This window comes from Pseudomonas tohonis, from assembly GCF_012767755.2.
Classification (GTDB): Bacteria; Pseudomonadota; Gammaproteobacteria; order Pseudomonadales; family Pseudomonadaceae; genus Metapseudomonas; species Metapseudomonas tohonis.
Genome location: NZ_AP023189.1, coordinates 5,837,982 through 5,858,022, shown reverse-complemented (window position 1 = coordinate 5,858,022; position 20,041 = coordinate 5,837,982). Strand labels below are relative to the sequence as shown.

The 20,041-nt window shown below is 68.3% G+C and carries 18 protein-coding genes; 4 read left to right on the top strand and 14 right to left on the bottom strand.

Going from position 1 to position 20,041, the window contains the following annotated elements:
• The first annotated feature begins 72 nt into the window (after positions 1 to 72).
• On the top strand, positions 73 to 1,263 hold the full coding sequence (locus HSX14_RS26905; RefSeq protein WP_173171610.1) for a multidrug effflux MFS transporter: 1,191 nt from the start codon (positions 73 to 75) through the stop codon (positions 1,261 to 1,263).
• Here HSX14_RS26905 and HSX14_RS26900 read toward each other — a convergent pair.
• The 3 genes from HSX14_RS26900 to HSX14_RS26890 form a co-directional block, all read right to left on the bottom strand.
• Positions 1,260 to 1,439 carry a hypothetical protein gene (locus HSX14_RS26900; protein ID WP_111262009.1) on the bottom strand — a complete coding sequence of 60 codons (180 nt, stop codon included), beginning with the start codon at positions 1,437 to 1,439 and terminating at the stop codon, positions 1,260 to 1,262. The two genes, HSX14_RS26905 and HSX14_RS26900, sit on opposite strands and share 4 nt — an antisense overlap.
• Before the next feature lie 393 nt (positions 1,440 to 1,832).
• The gene (locus tag HSX14_RS26895; protein ID WP_173171612.1) at positions 1,833 to 2,846 is read right to left on the bottom strand and encodes a zinc-binding alcohol dehydrogenase family protein; all 1,014 of its coding nucleotides are present in this window, start codon (positions 2,844 to 2,846) and stop codon (positions 1,833 to 1,835) included.
• A gap of 15 nt (positions 2,847 to 2,861) precedes the next feature.
• Positions 2,862 to 3,155 (bottom strand): putative quinol monooxygenase, encoded by a 294-nt coding sequence (locus tag HSX14_RS26890; protein ID WP_173171614.1) that lies wholly within the window; start codon positions 3,153 to 3,155, stop codon positions 2,862 to 2,864.
• A 95-nt stretch (positions 3,156 to 3,250) separates the two neighbouring features.
• Here HSX14_RS26890 and HSX14_RS26885 point away from each other — a divergent pair, with 95 nt between their 5' ends.
• The 3 genes from HSX14_RS26885 (at position 3,251) to HSX14_RS26875 (ending at position 7,672) form a co-directional block, all read left to right on the top strand.
• Positions 3,251 to 4,186 carry a LysR family transcriptional regulator gene (locus tag HSX14_RS26885; protein WP_173171616.1) on the top strand — a complete coding sequence of 312 codons (936 nt, stop codon included), beginning with the start codon at positions 3,251 to 3,253 and terminating at the stop codon, positions 4,184 to 4,186.
• Between the two features lie 84 nt (positions 4,187 to 4,270).
• The gene (locus HSX14_RS26880; protein ID WP_173171618.1) at positions 4,271 to 6,886 is read left to right on the top strand and encodes a PAS domain S-box protein; all 2,616 of its coding nucleotides are present in this window, start codon (positions 4,271 to 4,273) and stop codon (positions 6,884 to 6,886) included.
• A gap of 132 nt (positions 6,887 to 7,018) precedes the next feature.
• Positions 7,019 to 7,672 carry a 7-cyano-7-deazaguanine/7-aminomethyl-7-deazaguanine transporter gene (locus HSX14_RS26875; protein ID WP_173171620.1) on the top strand — a complete coding sequence of 218 codons (654 nt, stop codon included), beginning with the start codon at positions 7,019 to 7,021 and terminating at the stop codon, positions 7,670 to 7,672.
• 269 nt (positions 7,673 to 7,941) lie between these two features.
• On the opposite strand, the gene HSX14_RS26870 is transcribed toward HSX14_RS26875, so the two are convergent.
• The 11 genes from HSX14_RS26870 to HSX14_RS26820 form a co-directional block, all read right to left on the bottom strand.
• Positions 7,942 to 8,892, bottom strand: coding sequence for an adenosine deaminase (locus HSX14_RS26870; RefSeq protein ID WP_173171622.1), 951 nt, complete (start codon positions 8,890 to 8,892; stop codon positions 7,942 to 7,944).
• Between the two features lie 109 nt (positions 8,893 to 9,001).
• Positions 9,002 to 9,964 (bottom strand): 2-oxoglutarate and iron-dependent oxygenase domain-containing protein, encoded by a 963-nt coding sequence (locus tag HSX14_RS26865; protein WP_173171624.1) that lies wholly within the window; start codon positions 9,962 to 9,964, stop codon positions 9,002 to 9,004.
• Positions 9,965 to 10,028: 64 nt separating this feature from the next.
• Complete coding sequence (locus HSX14_RS26860; RefSeq protein WP_173171626.1) at positions 10,029 to 11,108, bottom strand: BMP family ABC transporter substrate-binding protein; 1,080 nt, start codon at positions 11,106 to 11,108, stop codon at positions 10,029 to 10,031.
• A 187-nt stretch (positions 11,109 to 11,295) separates the two neighbouring features.
• Positions 11,296 to 11,979 (bottom strand): SDR family oxidoreductase, encoded by a 684-nt coding sequence (locus HSX14_RS26855; protein WP_173171628.1) that lies wholly within the window; start codon positions 11,977 to 11,979, stop codon positions 11,296 to 11,298.
• Between the two features lie 194 nt (positions 11,980 to 12,173).
• Complete coding sequence (locus tag HSX14_RS26850; RefSeq protein ID WP_173171630.1) at positions 12,174 to 13,100, bottom strand: ABC transporter permease; 927 nt, start codon at positions 13,098 to 13,100, stop codon at positions 12,174 to 12,176.
• Between the two features lie 61 nt (positions 13,101 to 13,161).
• Positions 13,162 to 14,265, bottom strand: a complete 1,104-nt coding sequence (locus HSX14_RS26845; protein ID WP_173171632.1) for an ABC transporter permease — start codon at positions 14,263 to 14,265, stop codon at positions 13,162 to 13,164.
• 16 nt (positions 14,266 to 14,281) lie between these two features.
• On the bottom strand, positions 14,282 to 15,820 hold the full coding sequence (locus HSX14_RS26840) for an ABC transporter ATP-binding protein (protein WP_173171634.1): 1,539 nt from the start codon (positions 15,818 to 15,820) through the stop codon (positions 14,282 to 14,284).
• A gap of 802 nt (positions 15,821 to 16,622) precedes the next feature.
• Entirely contained in the window at positions 16,623 to 17,456 is an 834-nt protein-coding gene (locus HSX14_RS26835) for a nucleoside-binding protein (RefSeq protein ID WP_173171636.1), read from the bottom strand.
• 278 nt (positions 17,457 to 17,734) lie between these two features.
• Positions 17,735 to 18,694: a LysR family transcriptional regulator gene (locus HSX14_RS26830; protein WP_111261995.1), complete on the bottom strand. Its 960-nt coding sequence runs from the start codon at positions 18,692 to 18,694 to the stop codon at positions 17,735 to 17,737.
• Complete coding sequence (locus tag HSX14_RS26825; protein ID WP_173171638.1) at positions 18,691 to 19,290, bottom strand: IMPACT family protein; 600 nt, start codon at positions 19,288 to 19,290, stop codon at positions 18,691 to 18,693. Before HSX14_RS26825 ends, HSX14_RS26830 begins: the two co-directional genes overlap by 4 nt.
• Positions 19,290 to 19,961 (bottom strand): TetR/AcrR family transcriptional regulator, encoded by a 672-nt coding sequence (locus tag HSX14_RS26820; RefSeq protein WP_173171640.1) that lies wholly within the window; start codon positions 19,959 to 19,961, stop codon positions 19,290 to 19,292. The genes HSX14_RS26825 and HSX14_RS26820 overlap by 1 nt, the downstream gene beginning before the upstream one ends.
• Positions 19,962 to 20,041 lie beyond the last annotated feature (80 nt).

Genomic DNA, 20,041 nt, shown 5'->3' with positions numbered 1-20,041 from the left:
ACGCCCGCTCCACGGTCTCTTTTGCAGTCAACGGCGCCGCCCTCGGGGCGGCGCCCTGTTTTCAGGTGAACCATGAATTTCCGCATCCTGCTGATCCTCGGGTCGCTCAGTGCCTTCGGCCCGATGGCCATCGACTTCTACCTGCCGAGCTTCCCGGCGCTGGCCCTGGCCTTCTCCACCGACGTCGAGCACGTGCAGCTGAGCCTGGCGTCCTACTTCATCGGCCTGGCCATCGGGCAACTGCTCTACGGGCCGATCGCCGACCGCTTCGGCCGGCGCCTGCCGCTGCTGGTGGGGGTGAGCCTGTTCACCCTGGCGTCGGTGGCCTGCGCGATGGCGCCGAGCCTGGAGTGGCTGATCGGCGCGCGCTTCGTCCAGGCCCTGGGCGGCTGCGCGGGCATGGTGGTCTCGAGGGCGGTGGTGCGCGATCTGTGCGACCCCATCACCTCGGCCAAGGTGTTCTCGCAACTGATGCTGGTGATGGGCCTGGCGCCCATCCTCGCGCCCCTGGGCGGCGGGCTGCTGCTGGACCTGTTCGGCTGGCCGTCGATCTTCTACGGGCTGACCCTGTTCAGCGCCCTGGTGCTCACCGGCGTCTACCTGTGGTTGCCGGAGACCCTGACCACGGGCGACGAGCGGCCGCCGCTGCGCGGTGCCCTGGGCCAGTACAAGCGGTTGCTGGGGGACGGGGTGTTCATCGGCTACGCCCTGACCGGCGGCCTGTCGATGGCCGGCATGTTCGCCTACATCGCCGGCTCGCCCTTCGTCTTCATCGAACTCTACGGCGTGCCGGCGGAGCACTACGGCTGGCTGTTCGGCGGCAACGCCCTGGGCTTCATCCTGGTGGCCCAGGTCAACGCCTGGCTGATGCGCTTCGGCGGGCCGGCCTACTGGATGCGTCGGGTGGTGTGGTTCTACCTGGGGTGCGCACTGGCGCTGCTGGCGGTGGCCCACGCGCATACCGAGGCGCTGTGGCCATTGCTGGTGCCGCTGTTCGGCTGCATCGCCAGCCTGGGCATCATCATCCCCAACGCCTCGGCCAGCGCGATGGCCGGCCAGGGCCGCCATGCCGGCAGTGCGTCGGCGCTGATGGGCAGCCTGCAGTTCAGCGTGGCGGCGGGCGCCGCCGCGCTGGTCGGGGTGTTGCACGATGGCTCGGCGATGCCGATGGCGATGGTGATCTGCCTGTGCGGCGCCGGAGCCGTGTGTGCGTCGCTGATCACCTGGCGGCTGACCCGGGGCCAGCCGTCGGTGCTCGGCTAGCTCGCGGCCCGTCGTGCAGGTTCGGGCAGGACGTGGGGCGCCTTGAGGCGCGCTTCCAGCGTGGCGACGAAGCGCCGGGCCTCGGCCTCGCTGCGGAAACTCACCGCGTGCTGGTCCATGCAGACCTGCCAGCTGTTGCCCTGGGTGGTGCGGAGCGGTCGGACTATGATTTTCATGGTGCCCTCTCCCTGAGAAAGTGAGCCCCCAGTGTAGACCCGGGTAGATGACAGAAAATGATCCGGGTCAAGTGGCCGACTGGTGGTGCCTGGCCCGTCGACGGAGGGCGCTGTGCCCACAAAGTGCACCCTGCCAGCACGGGGTTCGCCTCGCTCTCTCTCCCTCGTGGGCTCGGCGTATTCGTAGGATGGGTCGGGCGGCGTTCCGCGAGCCCGGCGAAACCCATCGGTGCAGCGCTTCAGGCAAAACGACATGCCATTCCCGGCCTCGCTTGGTGGAGGTAAAAAGCGACCTCCACCCTACGCAGTGGTCATGTCCACGCATGGGTTCGCCGTTGTGGGAATTCATTCGCGCTGGGGCGCCCGGGAGGGCACCCCGGCGACGGGCGGATCTCAGAACCCTTCGAGCACGATCTTGCCCTTGGCCTTGCCGCTCTCCAGCAGCGCATGGGCGCGCTTGAGGTTGGCGGCGTCGATGCGGCCGAAGTGTTCGCCGACGGTGGTCTTCAGCACGCCGGCATCGATCAGCTCGCTGACGCGGTCCAGCAGCTTGTGCTGCTCGATCATGTCGCGGGTCTCGAACATCGAGCGGGTGTACATGAACTCCCAGTGCAGCGAGATGCTCTTGCGCTTGAGCTTGAGCACGTCGAGGCCGGCCGGGTCGTCGATCAGGGCGAGCTTGCCCTGGGGCGCGAGGGCTTCCACCAGTTGCTCCAGGTGCTGGTCGGTCTGGGTCAGGCTGGCGACGTGGGTGACGCTGTCGATGCCGATGCGCTTGAGCTCGGCCGCCAGCGGCTGGCTGTGGTCGATGACGTGGTGGGCCCCCAGCTCGCGGACCCAGGCCTGGGTTTCCGGGCGCGAGGCGGTGCCGATCACGGTCAGGCCGGTGAGCTGGCGGGCCAGTTGCACGAGGATGGAGCCCACGCCGCCGGCCGCGCCGACCACCAGCAGGCTCTGGCCCTGGTCGGCGCGGCCCTCGGTGATCCCGAGGCGGTCGAACAGCAGTTCCCAGGCGGTGATGGCGGTCAGCGGCAGGGCGGCGGACTGGGCGAAGTCCAGGCCCTGCGGGCGCTTGCCGACGATGCGCTCGTCCACCAGGTGCAGCTCGGCGTTGCCACCCGGGCGGGTCAGGGCGCCGGCATAGAACACCTCGTCACCGGGCTGGAACAGGCTCACCTCGCTGCCCACCGCCTTGACCACGCCGGCGACGTCCCAGCCCAGCACCTTGGCCTGGCCGTTCTCCGGCTGCACGTTGCGACGGATCTTGGTATCCACCGGGTTCACCGAGATGGCGCGGACCTCCACCAGCAGGTCACGGGCTCCGGGCGTGGGCGCGGGCAGTTCGATGTCCTGCAGCGAATCGGCGTGGTCGATGGGCAGGGACTGGTAATAGGCGATGGCTTTCATCGGGGGCTCCTGGGCTCAGGCGAGGCGATCGAGAAGGGTGAGGGTGACGCCCTTGAGGCGGCTGCCGTGGGCGTCGCCGAAGTGGCGGTAATGGGCGGTGGCCTTGTGCGCGTCGAGGGCGGCCGCGTCGCGCCAGGTCTCCAGCATGACGAAGCGCAGGGCGTCGGCGCGGTCGCGGTGCAGGTCGTATTGCAGGCAGCCGGGTTCGCTGCGGCTGGCGGCGACCAGCTCGCGCAGGGCGGCTTCCACCGCCTCGGCCTGGCCGGGCTGGGCGTCGATGTGGGCGATCAGGTGCAGAGGCGTGGTCATGGTGGCTCTCCGGGAAAGATGGCACATAGGTTGGGCTATTTCGCGGCGCAGAAAAATCAGCTAGAAGGCGACAGTCTTTCAAAGGAATTTTGAAAATGCTGCGCCTCGACGACCTCACCGTCTTCGTCCGTACCGCCGACCGCGGCAGCCTCTCGGCCGCTGCGCGCGAGCTGGAGATCTCCCCGGCGGTGGCCAGCGCCGCGCTCAAGCGCCTGGAGCAGCGTCTCGATGCGCGGCTGTTCGCCCGCTCCACCCGCAGCCTGCGCCTGACCGCCGAGGGCGAGCAGTACCTGGCGCACGCCCGCGCCGCGTTGCAGAGCCTGGACGAGGGCCGCCGGCAGCTGGCCGGCGGCAAGAGCGATATCGGCGGCCTGCTGCAGCTGTCGGCACCCTCGGACTTCGGCCGCAACGTGTTGCTGCCCTGGCTGGACGAGTTCCAGGCCGAGCACCCGCGCCTCGCCGTCCGTCTGTTTCTCAGCGACCAGGTGGCCGACCTGTTCCGCCAGCCGGTGGACATCGCCATCCGCTCCGGCGAGCCGGAGGACTCGAGCCTGGTGGCGCTGCCCCTGGCTCCGGGCAACCGCCGCGTGCTCTGCGGCGCACCGAGCTACTTCGCCCGGCATGGCCACCCGCGCACGCCGGAGGAACTGCACCGGCACAACTGCCTGCTCTATGTGCTGGGCGGCCGCGTGCACGACCAGTGGACATTCCACGAGGGCCGGCGCAGCCAGACCGTCACCGTGGCCGGCGACCGGGTCTGCGACGACGCCGACGTGGTGCGCCGCTGGGCGGTGGCCGGGCAGGGGCTGGTGTACAAGTCCTGGCTCGACGTGGCCGCCGATGTGCGGGCCGAGCGCCTGCAGCTGGCGCTGGAGGATCACCTGGGCGAGCCCACGCCGCTGAACCTGATCTGCCCCCATCGTGCCCAGTTGAGCAAGCCGGTGAACCTGCTGCGCGAGTTCCTCCGCCAGCGCTGTGGCGAGCTGCTGGTCGGCGCGCCCTGGGAGGGCGTGGCCCGGCTTCTGCGCTGAGCGTCACAGCCAGCTGTTGTGCGGGCCGCGCCATTCGCTATTGTTGCTAGGGCGAGCCCGCCTATCCGCCGTCCAGCCCTGGAGATGAGCCGTGATCCCCAGCCGTCCAGCCCCTTGCCCTTGTCGACGCGCATGGTCGTGAACGCCCTGCCGCCCGTTCCGGCGCGCCTCGGCCCGACCCTGGCGCTGGTCTTCTTCGGCTACCTGGTGCTCGCCCTGGGCGCCGTCTGGCTGGCGCGCCAGCCGGGCACCATCGCCACCCTCTGGTACGCCAACGCCTTCGGCATCACCTTCCTCTGGAACCAGCCGCTGCGTCGCTGGCCGGCGCTGCTCGGCGTGATGCTGGTGGCCAACATGCTGGCCGGTCAGGTGATGGGCGACACCCTGGCGATGTCCGCCAGCTTCCTGCCGGCCAACATGCTGGAGATGGCGCTCGCCGCCTTCCTGCTGCGCCGCACCGGCGTGGCCCTGAACATGAGCCGCAGCCCGTCGGCCTTCCTCCGCTTCATCCTGCTCGGGGCCATGGTGCCGCCGCTGGTCAGCTCCACCCTGGGCGCGCTGATCGTGCAGAGCATCGGTTACGCCGGCTTCGGCCGGGTCTGGCTGTCCTGGTACGAGGGCGCGGTGCTGGGCACCCTGTCGATCCTGCCGCTGACGGTGCAGTTGCAGCAGCATGGCCTGCAGTCCCTGCGCTCGCCGAAGCGCCCCAACGAACTCTTCTTCTACGTGCCGCTGGTGCTGCTGGTGACCCTGGTATCCCTGCGCCTGCTGCCGACGCCTTTCGTCTACCTGTCGCTGCCGCTGCTGCTGGCGGCGGTGCGGCTGCCCTTCGCCGGCACCGCGCTGCTGGTGACCCTGACCTCCTTCAGCGGCGGCCTGATGGTCGCCATGGGAGGGTTGTTGCTGCAGCCGGTGACGCCCCTGTGGCAGGAGATCACCCTCTACCTGCCGCTGTTGTTGTCGTTGTTGCCCCCGCTGCTGCTGGCCGCTGCCGTGGAGCAGGGCCGGCGACGCCAGCGCGAGCTGGCCATCAGCGAGGCGCGTTTTCGCGACGCCATGGAGCACTCGGCCATCGGCATGGCCCTGGTGGGGCTGGATGGCCGCTTGCAGCGGGTCAACCGCGCGCTGTGCGAGATGCTCGGCTACACGCCGGCCGAACTGGTCGCGATGAGCTTCCAGGACATCACCCAGGCCGAGGACCTGTCCGATGACCTGGAGCGGGTGCAGGAAGCGCTCGCTGGCCGTCGCGACAGCTATCGGCTGGAGAAGCGCTACCTGCGCCGCGATGGCTCCGAGGTCTGGGCGCTGCTGGCGGTGTCCCTGGTGCGCGATGCCGAAGGGCAGCCGCTGTACTTCATCGCCCAGATCGAGGACATCGACCGGCGCAAGCGTGCCGAGGCCGAGCTGGCCGAGCTCGCCCAGCGCTATTCCCTGGCCACCGACGCCAGTGGCGTGGGCGTCTGGGAGTGGGACCTGGTCAGCGACGACATGATCTGGGACGACAGCCTGTTCCGCCTCTACGGCATGCGCCCGCTGGGGCGGCCGGTGAGCTACGAGGAGTGGTCGCGCTTCGTCCACCCGGGCGACGCCGAAGCCCTGCACCGCGAGCTGCAGCGGGTGCGCGAAGGCCTGGCGCGGCTGGACGTGGAGTTCCGCATCTCCCTGCCCAACGGCGAGACGCGTGCGCTGCGCGGGCACGGCAGCCTGGCCCTCGACGCCGAGGGCAAGCCGACCCGGATGATCGGCACCAACTGGGACGTGACCCAGCTGCGCGAACTCACCGAGCGGCTGAACGACGAGCGCGAGCGCCTGCAGGTGACCCTCAACTGCATCGGCGACGGGGTGATCACCACGGACCTGGATGGCCGCGTGCGCTTCCTCAACCCGGTGGCCGAGCGCCTCAGCGGCTGGAGCACGGCGGCGGCGCGCAACCAGGAGATCGAGCGGGTGCTGCCGCTGGAGAGCGAGGAGGGCCGGCCGGTGCCGAGCCCGGTGCGCCTGTGCCTGGAGCGCGGCACGGAGGAAAGCATCCCCGGGCTCTCGTCCCTGCGCCATGCCGCCGGCGGCCTGATCGCCCTGCGTGGCCAGGCGGCGCCGGTACGCAGCGCCGAGGGCGAGCTGCTCGGCAGCGTGCTGGTGTTCACCGATGTCAGCGAGGCGCGGGCGATGCAGAAGCACCTGCGCTATGCCGCCAGCCACGACGCCCTGACCGGCCTGCTCAACCGCTCGGCCTTCGAGGACGCCCTGGCGGAAAGCTGCCGCGAGGTGACGCAGAACGCCGGGCACAGCGTGCTGTTCTTCATCGACCTGGACCTCTTCAAGCAGGTCAACGACAGCGCCGGCCATGCCGCCGGCGACGAACTGCTGCGGCGCATCTCGCGACTGATGCAGGAACAGGTGCGCAGCGGCGACCTGGTGGCGCGCCTGGGGGGCGACGAGTTCGCCATGATCCTGCGCAGCTGTCCCCTGGCCCAGGCGGAAATCCTCGCCGATCGGCTGATCGAGCAGGTGCGCGGCCTGCGCTTCGAATGGGAAGGCCGCACCTTCCAGGTCGGCGCCAGCATCGGCCTGGCGCCCTTGCACGCTGGCAACAGCGAGCCGGCCGAGCTGCTGCGCCAGGCCGACATCGCCTGCTACCGGGCCAAGCATGGCGGGCGCGGGCGCATGGCGGTGTATGTCGAGGCACTGGAGCACGGCTGAGAAAGCCGCCGACGAAACCACCGCGCGGACGCTTTTTTTGACGCGCGGGTCAAGTTAGAATGCGCGCCGTCGTGGCCATGGGGCTGCGACATGGGTTCCCTCACCCCATCGGCAAAAAGGACGTGAACCACCATGCCCGCAGCTCTCCCCAAGGTCTGGCGCCCCGCGCTGACCGGCCTCATCGCGTTCCACATCCTGATCATCATCGCCAGCAACTACCTGGTGCAGTTGCCCATGACCCTGTTCGGCTGGCAGACCACCTGGGGCGCGTTCAGCTTCCCGTTCATCTTCCTCGCCACCGACCTGACCGTGCGCCTGCTCGGCAAGCAGGCGGCGCGCCAGGTGATCGCCCGGGTCATGCTCCCGGCGCTGGCGGCTTCCTACGTGGTCTCGGTGCTGTTCCAGGACGCGGCGTTCCAGGGCTTCGGCGCCCTGGGCGAGTTCAACCTGTTCGTCGCACGCATCTCGCTCGCGAGTTTCCTCGCCTACGTGCTGGGGCAGGTTCTCGACATCCAGGTCTTCGATCGCCTGCGCAGGATGCGTCAGTGGTGGATCGCCCCGGTGGTGTCCACCATCGCCGGCAACCTGCTGGACACCTTCACCTTCTTCTCGGTGGCCTTCTGGCACAGCGACAACCCCTTCATGGCCGAGCACTGGGTGGAGATCGCCACGGTGGACTACGGCGTGAAGCTCAGCGTCAGCCTGGTGCTGTTCGTGCCGCTCTACGGCGTGCTGCTCAACGGCATCCTCCGCGCCATCACCCCGCGCAGCGAAAGCGCCGCCTGAGCTTCACCTAGGTCGTAGGAGCGAGCTCTGCTCGCGAAGCTCCTCGCAGGGGCCGCAGGATGGGTCGGGCGACGTTCCGCGAGCGAAGCGAAACCCATCAGTAACCGGTACAGGTATGGCTTCTGTGTTGGGCCGGCAGCATGGGTTTCGCCATGCTCTACCCATCCTACGGGCTTGCAGGGTGTGCGTAGGGTGGGCGTAGGGTGGGCTTCAGCCCACCGCTCCTCCATGTCCATCTGCAAAAAGGGCCGCATCGCGGCCCTTTTCGTTCACTTCACCAGCCGTGCATCCAGGCTGTTCTGCGCCAGGCGCCGGGCCTGTTCCTCGCTCATGCCCAGGTGCTCGTGCAGGGCGAAGAAGTTCTCGGTGACGTAGCCGCCGAAATATGCCGGGTCGTCGGAGTTCACCGTCACCTTCACGCCGCGTTCGAGCATGTCGAGGATGTTGTGCTGGCTCATGTGGTCGAACACGCACAGCTTGGTGTTGGACAGCGGGCAGACGGTCAGCGGGATCTGTTCGTCGATGATGCGCTGCATCAGGCGCTCGTCCTCGATGGCGCGCACGCCGTGGTCGATGCGCTCGATCTTCAGCAGGTCCAGGGCCTCCCAGATGTATTCCGGCGGGCCTTCCTCGCCGGCGTGGGCGACGGTGAGGAAGCCTTCCGCGCGGGCGCGGTCGAACACACGCTGGAACTTGCTCGGCGGGTGGCCCATCTCGGAGCTGTCCAGGCCCACGGCGACGAAGGCGTCGCGGAAGGGCAGCGCCTGGTCGAGGGTCTTCTGCGCTTCGTCCTCGGAGAGGTGGCGCAGGAAGCTGAGGATCAGCCCGGAGCTGATGCCGAGCTGCTTGCGACCGTCGTCCAGGGCGTGGCGGATGCCGTTCAGCACCACCTCGAAGGGGATGCCGCGATCGGTGTGGGTCTGCGGGTCGAAGAAGGGCTCGGTGTGGATGACGTTCTGCGCCTTGCAGCGTTGCAGGTAGGCCCAGGTCAGGTCGTAGAAGTCCTGCTCGGTGCGCAGCACATCGGCACCGGCGTAGTAGAGGTCGAGGAATTCCTGCAGGTTGCCGAAGTCGTAGGCGCGGCGCAGGGTCTCGACGTCGTGCCAGGGCAGGGCGACCTTGTTGCGTTCGGCCAGCGCGAACAGCAACTCGGGCTCGAGCGAACCTTCCAGGTGCAGGTGCAGTTCGGCTTTGGGCAAGGCATTGAGCCAGTCGTACATGGTGGTTTCTCGTTATCAGGCAAGGTCGCCTGCAAGTTTAACTTCCCGGACAGGATTTCGCCGAGCGAGCGCCTGAACAGCAGGGGCGCTCGTGTTCATCGGGCGTCGCTCAGGCCGTCTCCTCCCGCCGGTAGGCGTAGGTGTCGGCGAAGCGCGAGAGCAGGTACTCGGCGCTGCTCACCGGCGGGTATTTCGGCGGGTTGTCGGCACTGGAGCAGTTCGGCAGGCAGCTGATCTCGGTGTCCGGGTGCGGCTCGGCGAAGAAGGGCATGGAGTAGCGGTGCACGCCCAGGGGGCTGATGACCCGGTGCGGCGTGGAGGTGTACCGGTCGTTGCTCCAGCGCGCCATCATGTCGCCGATGTTGACCACGAAGCTGCCGGTGATCGGTGGGGCGTCGATCCATTCCCCGTGGACGTTGCGCACCTGCAGGCCGCCGGCGTCGTCCTGGTACAGCAGGGTGACGCAGCCGTAGTCGGTGTGCGCGCCGGCGCCCTGTTGCTCGGCGGAGCTGGCGGTGTGGCGCGGCGGGTAGTGGATCATGCGGAACACGCTGATGGGCTCGGCAAAGCGCGCATCGAAGAAGTCGCGCTCGATGCCCAGTGCCAGGGCGATGGCCCGCAGCAGGGTCTGCGCCAGGGCCTGCATGTCGGCGTAGTGCTGTTCCATGAGCGCCGCCCAGCCGGGCAGGTCGGGGTGGCGATTGGGCCCGCGCAGGGGCTTGCCGGCCAGCACCTCGGGGTGGTCGGCGGCCATGTGGAAACCCATGTCGAAGGTTTCCTTCAGGTCGCTCGGCCTGCTCGGGTCGAGCTGCTCGGTGGCGATGGCGCCATAGCCGCGATGGTGCGCAGTGCGGGTGATGTCGATCCGCAGCTTCTCGGCGTCGGGCAGGGCGAAGAAGGTCTTGGCCGCGCGGGTCAACGCCTCGATGCGTTCGGGCGCGATGCCGTGCCCGGTGATGTAGAAGAAGCCCCAGTCGCGGCAGGCGGCGTCGATCTGCGCCGCGACCTGCTGCCAGGCCTGTTGGTCGTCGCCGTAGAGCGCGGCGATGTCGATGAGGGGAAGCTGGTTCATCGGGTGATCCTTGGAGCGCAGGGTTCAATACCCTCTCCCCTGGCGCCAGGGGAGAGGGCTTCGCTTACTTCGGCAGTTCCGCCTTGATGCCTTCGACGTAGTAGTTCATGCCCGCCAGGTCGGCATTGGTGGCGACCACGCCGTCGGCCAGCTTGATGGCTCCGCTCTGGTCCTTGATCGGGCCGGTGAAGGGGTGGAACTCGCCGCTCTTGATGCTGGCGATGATTTTTTCCGCCTCGGCCTTCACGTCGGCCGGCACCAGGTCGCTGATGGGCAGCTGGATGGTGTCCTCGGCCAGGCCGCCCCAGTAGTCCTGGGACTTCCAGGTGCCGGCCATCACGCCTTCGGCGGCCTGGATGTAGTGTGGCCCCCAGTTGTTGACGATGGAGGTGAGCACGGCCTTGGGCCCGAAGTGGGCCATGTCCGAGGCGTAGCCCACGGAGTACACGCCACGGCGCTCGGCGGCCTGGATCGGCGCCGGGCTGTCGGTGTGCTGGAAGACCACGTCCACGCCCTGGTCGATCAGCGCGTTGGCGGCGTCGGCTTCCTTGCCCGGGTCGAACCAGGAGTTGACCCAGACCACCTTGATCTCGGCCTGCGGGTCGTACTTGTTCAGCGCCAGCTGGATGGCGTTGATGTCGCGGATCACTTCCGGAATGGGGAAGGAGGCGATGTAGCCGATCTTGTGGCTCTTGGTCATCTTCGCGGCGAGGAAGCCGCCGACGTAGCGGCCTTCATAGGAGCGCGACAGGTAGGTGCCGAGGTTCTTGTCCTGCTTGTAGCCGGTGGCGTGCTCGAAGGTGACCTTGGGGAACTGCTTGGCCACCTTGGCGGTGGGGTTCATGTAGCCGAAGGAGGTGGTGAAGATCAGGTCGTAGCCGCCCTTGGCCATGTTGCGGATGACCCGCTCGGCGTCGGCGCCTTCGGCGACGTTCTCCACGAAGCTGGTCTCGACCTTGTCGCCCAGCTTGGCCACCAGCGCCTTGCGGCCTTCCTCGTGCTGGTAGGTCCAGCCGTGGTCGCCGATGGGGCCGACGTAGACGAAGCCGACCTTCAGCGGGTCGGCGGCGGAGGCGCCGAGGGTGGCGCTGAAGCCGATGGCGGCGACGAGCGTGCGCAGCAGGTTCTTCTTGGAATCGAACATGGGGGATGGGGCTCCTGGTCTGTTGTTCTGTGCTGTGCCCTGTGGGCTGACCAGGCGATTGCAAAAAATTGACCAACTGGACAGGCGGCGCGCAAAGCCGCGTGCCAGGCCCCTCGATGCAGGCGATGTGCACCGCCCGCGAGCGCGGATGGTGCACGACGGGCGCTGTCCGCCGCCTGCTGGTGCGTCACCAGGGAATGGCCTGGCCCTGGTAGTCGATGTAGTGGTGGCCGCCGCGCCCGGCATACGCCTCGATCTGCTGCACCAGGCCCTGGACGCTGGTGGCGACGTCGATCTCGGCGGACTCGCCGCCCATGTCGGTCTTCACCCAGCCCGGATGCAGGCTCAGCACCGTGGGCGCGGCTTCCGCCCATTCGGCCACCAGGCTGCGGGTCATGGAATTCAGCGCCGCCTTGCTGGCGCGGTACAGCGCCAGGCCGCCGGCATCGTTGCCGGCCACGCTGCCCAGCACCGAACTCATGAAGGCCAGGGTGCCGCCGGGCAGCAGGTTGCTCTTCAGGCGCTGGGCCAGGCGGATGGGGGCGACGGCGTTGGTGAGGAACAGCTGGGCGATCTCGGCCTCGGTGGCCTGCACGGCGGACTGGTGCACCGGGCCGTAGACGCCGGCGTTGACCAGGATGAGGTCGAAGGCGCGGCCATCCAGTTCGCCGGCCAGGGTCTCCAGGCTGGCGACGCTGTCCAGCTCCAGGGTGCGTACCTCGACGTTCTCCAGCGCGGCCAGGTCGCCGGCGCCCTGCGGGTTGCGCACCGTGGCGGTGACCTGCCAGCCGGCGGCCTGCAGTTGCTTGACCAGGCCCAGGCCGATGCCCCGGGAGGCGCCGATGATCAATGCGGTTTGTGTGCTGCTCATGTGCGGTCCTCTGCGTGTGAAGACCGGCAAGAGTAGCCGCTTATTGAGCGCCCGCGTGGGATGTCGATGCAGGTGGGCCGGGTGGCGTTCCGCTGAGGTACGAAGCCCAACGCAGCGAGGGTGGGTATCGCACCGTTGGGCCTCGCTGCGCTCGGCGCCAACCTACGGTCGTTCAGCCCGGGAGCCTTGCACCATCAGTGGCCGCCCTTCCACGGCTGGCCCAGGGACACGGGGGCGAACAGGCGGGTGCGCACGGCATCGCGGGAGAGCAGCACCAGCACCAGGATGGTCGCCACGTAGGGCAGCATCGCCAGCAGGTTGGCGGGGATGGCCAGGCCCACGCCCTGGGCCACCAGGTGGAGGATGCTGGCCAGGCCGAAGAGGTAGGCCCCCAGCAGCACGCGGAACACCCGCCAGCTGGCGAACACCACCAGGGCGAGTGCGATCCAGCCGCGCCCGGCGGTCATGTTCTCCGCCCACATCGGCGTGTACGCCAGGGACAGGTAGGCCCCCGCCATGCCCGCCATGGCCCCGCCGAAGAGCACCGCCAGGGTGCGCACGCGCAGCACCGGCAGGCCCATGGCGCTGGCCGCATCGGGGTTCTCGCCCACCGCCTGGAGCACCAGGCCGATGCGACTCTTGAGCAGCGCCCAGGCGATCAGCGCGAACAGCGCGAAGGACAGGTAGACCATCAGGTCCTGGCTGAACAGCATCTTGCCCAGCAGCGGAATGCCGCTGAGCAGCGGGATGGCCACCGGCTCGAAACCCTGCAGGGGCTTGCCCACCCAGGCGGCGCCGACGAAGGACGACAGGCCGATGCCGAAGATGGTCAGCGCCAGCCCCGTGGCCACCTGGTTGGCGTTGCAGCCGAGGGCGACCAGGGCGAAGAGGGCGGACAGCAGCATGCCCGCGGCCATCGCCAGCAGCACGCCGAGCCATAGGTTGCCGGTGCCGATGGCGGCGATGAAGCCCACCACCGCGCCGAACAGCATCATCCCCTCCTGCCCGAGGTTGAGCACGCCGCTCTTCTCGCACACCAGCTCGCCCAGGGCGACCAGCAGCAGCGGCGTGCCGCAGCGGACCATGGCGTAGAGGATGTTGGTCAGCAGATCTAGATCCATGGAAGGAAGCCTCGAGCGGCAAGCCGCAAGCTACAAGTTGAAGAACGGGTGTGGGAGTGACTCATGCGGCGGCACGCTTCTTGGCGCTTGCCACTTGCAGCTTGTAGCTCCACGCCAAGCGTGGCCGATACAGAATCAACACATCACAGGCGAGCAGGAAGAACAGCATCATCCCCTGGAACAGCTGGGTGATCGATTGCGGCAGGTTGAGGGCCATCTGCGCGTTTTCGCCGCCGAGGAACAGCAGCGCCATCAGCAGCCCGGCGACGAGGATGCCGAAGGGGTTGAGGCGGCCGAGGAAGGCCACGGTGATGGCGGCGTAGCCGTAGCCCGGCGACACCTGCGGCACCAGCTGGCCGATGGGACCGGTGACTTCGCCGACGCCGGCCAGGCCCGCCAGGCCGCCGCTGACCAGCAGGGCCAGCCAGACCAGGCGCTTTTCGCGGAAGCCGACGAAGCCGGCGGCGCGCTTGTCCAGGCCCAGCACCTTGATCTGGAAGCCGAGGAAGCTCTTGTGCAGCAGCACCCACACCGCCACCAGGGCGAGGAGAGCGAAGTACAGGCCGATGTGCAGGCGCAGGTCCTCGAACACCGGGGGCAGCCGCGAGGCGTCGCCGAACATCGCCGACTCGGGGAAGTTGAAGCCGGCCGGGTCCTTCAGCGGGCCGTGCACGGCGAAGAGCAGCAGGTTCAGCGCCACGTAGTTGAGCATGATGGTGGTGAGGATCTCGTTGGCGTTGAAGCGCGTGCGCAACCAGGCCGCCAGTGCGCCCCAGGCGGCTCCGGCGAGGATGCCGGCGCCCAGCACCAGGACCAGGGCCCAGCGGCTTTCCCAGTCGATCAGGTGCACCGCCACCGCGCTGCCGGCCAGGGCGCCCATGAGCAGCTGGCCCTCGGCGCCGATGTTCCAGATGCGCGCCTGGTAGGCCACCGCCAGGCCCAGGGCGCAGAGCAGGATGGGCAGCGCCTTCACCAGAAGCTCGGAGACGCCGTAGAGATCGCTGATGGGCGCCACCAGCAGCGCATGGAGGGTTTCCAGCGGGTCATGGCCGAGGGCGACGAACAGCGCCGAGCCGCAGGCCAGGGTCAGCAGGCCGGCGAGCACCGGGGACAGCAGGAGCATCACACGCGACTGCTGCGTGCGGGGTTCCAGGGATAGCAACATGAAAGGCTCCGGGCGCTCAGGCGGCTTGGGTCGATTCGAACTGGCCGGCCATCCAGCGGCCGACCTCCTGCGGGCTGGTGTCCGTCACCGGCTTTTGCGCCGACAGCTCGCCGCCGCACAGGGCGCCGATGCGGTCGCTGATCTGGAACAGCTCGTCGAGGTCTTCGGAGATCACCAGGATCGCCGCGCCGGCATCGCGCAGGGCGATCAGTGCGCGGTGGATGGCGGCAGCGGCGCCGACGTCCACGCCCCAGGTCGGGTGGGCGGCCACCAGCAGCTTGGGTTGCTGGAGGATTTCGCGGCCGAGGATGAATTTCTGCAGGTTGCCGCCGGAGAGGCTGCGGGCGGCGGTATGGGCGTCCGGGGTCTTCACCGCGAAGCGCTGGATGATCGCTTCGGCGAAGGCCAGCACCTTGCCGCGGCGGATCATCCCGCGGCTCAGTAACCCGCGCTGGAAGCCGGTGAGCAGGGCGTTGTCGGCCAGGCTCAGGTCCGGCACCGCGCCGTGGCCCAGGCGTTCGGCGGGGACGAAGGCGAGGCCCCGGGCGCGGCGCGCATCCGGTGGCAACTGGCCCACCGGCTGGCCGGCGAAACGGATGGCGCCGGCGTTGCCGGCGGGCAGGCGACGCTCGCCGGAGAGCAGCGCGAGCAGCTCGTCCTGGCCATTGCCGGCGACCCCGGCGATGCCGAGGATCTCGCCGCTGCGCACGTCCAGGCCGAGGTTCTTCAGCGACATGCCGAACGGGTCGGGATTGTGCCAGTCGAGGCCTTGCAGGCTGAGGAAGGGCGCGCCGCCGCTGACCTTGGGGTAGCTGGCGACCAGGCCTTCTGCGTCGCCCACCATCAGCCGCGCCAGCTCCAGGTCGCTGCACTGGGCCGGTACGCAGTGGCCGGACACGCGGCCACCGCGCAGCACCGTGGCGCTGTGGCAGAGCGCACGCACCTCGCCGAGCTTGTGGCTGATGAAGAGGATGCTGCAGCCCTCGGCCGCCAGGCGGCGCAGGGTGACGAAGAGTTCGTCGGCCTCCTGCGGGGTGAGCACCGAGGTGGGCTCGTCGAGGATCAGCAGGCGGATGTCCTGCATCAGGCAGCGGACGATCTCCACCCGCTGGCGCTCGCCGATGGACAGCGCATGCACCAGGCGCCCGGGCTCCAGGGCCATGCCGTAGCGCTGCGACACCTCGCGGATGCGCGGCTCCAGCTGCCTGGGCGTGCCGGCCTCGCGGCCGAGTGCCAGGGCGATGTTCTCGGCCACGGTGAGGGTCTCGAACAGGGAGAAGTGCTGGAACACCATGCCGATGCCCAGCGCCCGCGCCTGCGCCGGGTCGCGTACGCGCAGCGCCTCGCCCTGCCAGCGGATCTCGCCGGCATCGGGCTGTACCACGCCGTAGATGATCTTCATCAGCGTGCTCTTGCCGGCACCGTTCTCGCCCAGCAGGGCGTGGATCTCGCCGGGCTCGATGCGCAGGTCGACGCGGTCGTTGGCCAGGCAGCCGGGGTAGCGCTTGGTGATGCCGAGCATCTCCAGGCGCGGTGGGGGAGTGGGGCTATTCATCGTGGTCTTTCCCGGAAAGAGAGCTTGCCTGACAAAGCAAAAAGCTGGCCACCGGGTCAGGAAGGCCCGTGCCGGCCCGCGTGCGTGAGCGCCTGCGGGAAATCCACGGGTGGAATGGGCAGTGCGGGGGCATTTTCCTGCACGCTTTCGGGGCGCTGCGGCTCCGAATGGCGCAGCGGCGATTGGACGAATTTCAACCACCTTCCCGCAGCGCCCGTGGCGACTGGCGCAGAGAAGTTGTTCCCAAGGTTATCCACAGGAATGTCCACGGGCTGTGTGGACAATGGCGGTGCGCTGCGACGGTATCCCGGCGCCCGAGTTTCTGGCGGGCGAAAATAAAGCTAGACCCTTCAGGTGCTTACGCGGTAGACACGGGGCCCCTCGCACACTGGTCACGAAACGAGCAGCCCCGGCAAAGCGGCGGCCGGCGCTGGCCCGGGCGATTGCTCAAAAGGTTATCCACAGGCTTGTCCACGCTTTGTGTGGGCGGTTCCAAGACGGGTTCCGGTCGCTCCCGTAGGTGGGTGCCAAGCGCAGCGCGGCCCAACGATGCATGGCTCATGGTGGGCAGCCACGTCCATGAGGGAAATGGGGTTCGGAGGAATTGCGAGGACACCTGCGACACCGCACGGTGGACCGATGAAGCGTGGTCCACCCTACGAAGCGTCCGGCGTGGGAGGAGGTTGGTGCTGCGTAGGGTGGACATCGCTCTTCATGTCCACCGACTGAGTCGACCCGATGCAATGGAGTTGGCGGATGCCGTAGCCCGGGCTTCAGCCCGGGAGCGGGGCTCCGTGCTGACTTAGAAACTGAACTCCATGTTCAGGGTCGGGGTGGAGGTGCGGCTGCCACGGCCGCCGTGGACGCCGAACTTGTTGTGCCAGTACTCGTAGCCGACGCCGAACCAGAGGTTGGGCTTGATGTTCTTGCCCGGGCGCGCGGCGACCATCAGCGAGGTGCGCATCAGGGTTTCGGAGGCGGTGTCCCTGTCGTTGTAGTCCTCGCCCTTTTCACCGACGTGGTTGATGTAGCCCTGGAACTTGGCGGTGTGGTCGCCGACCTGGAAGGGGCGCAGCCAGGTGAGGTTGAGGTTGTAGGTGCCGTCGAAGGTCATCTCCTCGTGGCGCGCGCCGGGGATGCCGGTCTGGTTGCGCTCGCGGTAGTAGAGCAGGCTCAGGTCGAGCACGCCGACGGTGTTGAACTTGAGGGTGGGGCCGAACACGATGGCGCGCTTGTTGGACGAGGCGCGGTTGTTGTTGCGGTTGACGTCGAAGCCGGCGGTGAAGGCGTAGTCCTTGATCAGGCCGTCGCCCTGCTTCTGGTCGAACACCCGCGAGGCGAACAACTGGTGGCGGTACACCGCGTAGACCTCGCTGCCGCCGTGGTCGGTGCCCTTGCGCGGGTCGCGGTTGTCGGAGAGGAAGACATCCAGGTTGAAGAAGTTGCTGCCGTACTGGTAGCCGCTGGCGTGGGTGAAGCTGTAGATGCGCTTGGCGAACTTGTTCGGGTTGTTCGGGTTAGTGAATTGCTGTCCGTAGCGGAACCCGATGCTGTTGTTCATCCACTCCAGCGCGGAGGCTTCCCCGACCGTGAATAGGGCGAGAGCGACCGTGGCTCCCTGCAGTGCTTTTTTCATTGTTATGGCTCCTGTTCCTGGGATCTCGATGCCGTGGCTCGGGCACCGAGGGCGCAAGTATCAGCACATCTGGATTGATCACCAAAGAACAGAATGTAGAGCATCCCGATGCCGATACGGCATCACTGGATTGACTTGAAAGTCAGTATTTTCAGGGCTTTAGCGGGATTGTGTACAAAGCGCGAGCGCAGATGGCTCTAGCGCGCGGGCTGCAGCCGTGCAGCCCGCGAGAGGCCGCGGCGGGCCGGGGGCATGAAAAAAGTGGGCGGGGACCTGTCCTACGGGCGGTTGCCCGAGGTGCTCCGGGGCTGTGGCCGCTCTTCGCGCTCACGCAAGGTGATTTCCTCGGTCAATTGTCGAGCCAGCGCATCCACCGCGACGGGCAGGTATCGGCCGCCACGCACATAGAGGCCAAGGTCGTTGAAGATGCCGCCGTTGTCGGTCAGCGGCAGGTGCACCAGGTCGCCGGCCTCGAGGTCGGCCTCGATACCGATGCGGGTCTGGAAGGCCACGCCCATGCCGCGCTTGACCAGTTGTCGGGCCAGCTCCACCGAGCTGCTTTCCAGCACGGGCCTGTCGGCCAGGCTCATGCGCTTTTGCAGCGGGCCGAGCAGGTGGTGGATGGACAGCTCGCGCTTGGCCAGGATCAGGCCGTGCTCGACGCAGGCGGCGAAGCTCACTTCGTGCAACGAGGCCAGCGGATGCCCACGCGGCACGATGGCGCCGAGGCGGAAGTGGCCGACACTGAGCTGCTGCAACTCGGCGCTGCGGGGCAGGAAGAAGGCCAGGCCGAGGTCGGCGGCGCCGCTCAGTACCGCCTCGGGGATGGCTTGCGAACCCATCGCGGTGACGCCGATGGTCACCCGTGGATAGCGCTCGTGCATGGCCTTGAGCACGCGGGGCAGCAGGTCAATGGTCACGCCTTCGACGGTGGCGATCTCCACGTGGCCGGTGCGCAGGCCCTGCATGGCGTCCAGTTCCGAGCGCACGCGCTCGACGTCCTGCAGCACCACGGTGATGTGGCGGGTGAGGATCTCCCCGGCCGGCGTCAGGCGCAGGCCGGCGGGCAGGCGGTCGAACAAGGGCGCGCCGATCTCGTCCTCCAGCTTGAGGATCTGCCGGTTCACCGCCGAGGAGGCGACGTTGAGCCGGCGCGCGGCCTCGCGGATGGAGTTGCAGCGGCGCACCATGTCGAAATAGTGGATCGCGGGCGAGTGGATGCGCAGCTTGCCGGTCATGGCGCCGGGTCCTCGATGGCGGCGAGTTGGCTGCGGCCGCGGCTGATGTCGCCGAGCAGGCGCTGCAGCGGTTCGCGCTGGGCGGCCGGCAGGGCCAGCTGCAGCCAGGCGCCTTCGGCGTCGTAGTCCTCGCTTTCGAGCTGGGCCTGGAGGTCGGCCAGGCGCGCCTTGAACAGCGCCAGTTCGGCGAAGGCCAGGTGGCAGCGGAAGCGCGACAGGCGCAGCAGCGGCAGGCGTTCACCCCCTTGCAGGCACTTGGCGGCACTGCCGCCGTAGGCACGGGCGAGGCCGCCGGTGCCGAGCTGGATGCCGCCGTACCAGCGGATCACCAGCACCGCGACCTGGTCCATGTCCTGGCCTTCGATGGCCGCCAGCATGGGGCGCCCGGCGGTGCCGCCGGGTTCGCCGTCGTCGCTGAAGCGGTACTGGTTGCCCACCTTCCAGGCCCAGCAGTTGTGCGAGGCGGCGGGGTCGCTGGCGGCGGTGATGAAGGCCTGGGCCTCGGCCGCGCTGGTGACCGGCGCGGCGAGGGCGATGAAGCGGCTCTTGCGGATTTCCTCGCGGTATTCGCAGGGCGCGGCAAGGGTGAAGGGCATCAGCGGGCGGGTGTCGGCGGGGTCAGGCCGCAGCCCTTGAGGATGATGTGGGTGAGGCTCTGCGCGGCGATTTCGAAGTCGTCCTTGGTCAGGCGCTTGCGCCCGCTGACGCGGCAGATCTGCGAGCCGAAATCGGCGTAGTGCTGGGTGCTCCCCCAGAGCAGGAAGATCAGGTGCGTGGGGTCGACGGCGTCCATCTTGCCGGCGGCGATCCAGGCTTCGAACACGGCGGCGCGGCCCCTGAACCAGTCGCGGTAGTCCTGATCGAAATGCTTCTCCAGGCAGGCGCCACCGCTGATCACCTCCATGGCGAAGATCTTCGAGGCCAGCGGGAAGCGTCGCGAGAACTCCAGCTTGGCGCGGATGTAGCGGGCCAGCGCCTCGGCCGGGTCGTCATCGACCGTCAGGGTGTTGAAGGTGCTGTCCCAGAGCTCGAGGATGTTGCTCAGCACCGCCACGTAGAGGCCCAGCTTGTTGCTGAAGTAGTAGTGCAGGTTGGCCTTGGGCAGGCCGGCACGCAGCGCGATGGTGTTCATGCTGGTGCCTTTGAAACCGTGCTTGGCGAATTCCTCCTCGGCGGCGGCGAGGATGGTCTCTTCGTTCTTCTGGCGGATGCGGCCGGCGGGCTTGCCGGTGGAGCTGGGGCTGTGGGCGGGGACCAGGACAGTCATAGGTCATCCAGAGGTATCAGGAAGCGGGCGAATGCACTGATAACCCAAGCGTGGGGCCGCCGACAAGACAAAACTGTTGC

Bases quoted from the DNA above. Each gene is read 5' to 3' on its own strand.
- HSX14_RS26835 (WP_173171636.1), bottom strand. From the start codon at position 17,456: ATGAAAAAAGCACTGCAGGGAGCCACGGTCGCTCTCGCCCTATTCACG.
- HSX14_RS26890 (WP_173171614.1), bottom strand. From the start codon at position 3,155: ATGACCACGCCTCTGCACCTGATCGCCCACATCGACGCCCAGCCCGGC.
- HSX14_RS26905 (WP_173171610.1), top strand. From the start codon at position 73: ATGAATTTCCGCATCCTGCTGATCCTCGGGTCGCTCAGTGCCTTCGGC.
- HSX14_RS26845 (WP_173171632.1), bottom strand. From the start codon at position 14,265: ATGTTGCTATCCCTGGAACCCCGCACGCAGCAGTCGCGTGTGATGCTC.
- HSX14_RS26885 (WP_173171616.1), top strand. From the start codon at position 3,251: ATGCTGCGCCTCGACGACCTCACCGTCTTCGTCCGTACCGCCGACCGC.
- HSX14_RS26880 (WP_173171618.1), top strand. From the start codon at position 4,271: ATGAGCCGTGATCCCCAGCCGTCCAGCCCCTTGCCCTTGTCGACGCGC.
- HSX14_RS26870 (WP_173171622.1), bottom strand. From the start codon at position 8,892: ATGTACGACTGGCTCAATGCCTTGCCCAAAGCCGAACTGCACCTGCAC.
- HSX14_RS26900 (WP_111262009.1), bottom strand. From the start codon at position 1,439: ATGAAAATCATAGTCCGACCGCTCCGCACCACCCAGGGCAACAGCTGG.
- HSX14_RS26840 (WP_173171634.1), bottom strand. From the start codon at position 15,820: ATGAATAGCCCCACTCCCCCACCGCGCCTGGAGATGCTCGGCATCACC.
- HSX14_RS26850 (WP_173171630.1), bottom strand. From the start codon at position 13,100: ATGGATCTAGATCTGCTGACCAACATCCTCTACGCCATGGTCCGCTGC.
- HSX14_RS26855 (WP_173171628.1), bottom strand. From the start codon at position 11,979: ATGAGCAGCACACAAACCGCATTGATCATCGGCGCCTCCCGGGGCATC.
- HSX14_RS26825 (WP_173171638.1), bottom strand. From the start codon at position 19,290: ATGCCCTTCACCCTTGCCGCGCCCTGCGAATACCGCGAGGAAATCCGC.
- HSX14_RS26875 (WP_173171620.1), top strand. From the start codon at position 7,019: ATGCCCGCAGCTCTCCCCAAGGTCTGGCGCCCCGCGCTGACCGGCCTC.
- HSX14_RS26865 (WP_173171624.1), bottom strand. From the start codon at position 9,964: ATGAACCAGCTTCCCCTCATCGACATCGCCGCGCTCTACGGCGACGAC.
- HSX14_RS26860 (WP_173171626.1), bottom strand. From the start codon at position 11,108: ATGTTCGATTCCAAGAAGAACCTGCTGCGCACGCTCGTCGCCGCCATC.
- HSX14_RS26895 (WP_173171612.1), bottom strand. From the start codon at position 2,846: ATGAAAGCCATCGCCTATTACCAGTCCCTGCCCATCGACCACGCCGAT.
- HSX14_RS26820 (WP_173171640.1), bottom strand. From the start codon at position 19,961: ATGACTGTCCTGGTCCCCGCCCACAGCCCCAGCTCCACCGGCAAGCCC.
- HSX14_RS26830 (WP_111261995.1), bottom strand. From the start codon at position 18,694: ATGACCGGCAAGCTGCGCATCCACTCGCCCGCGATCCACTATTTCGAC.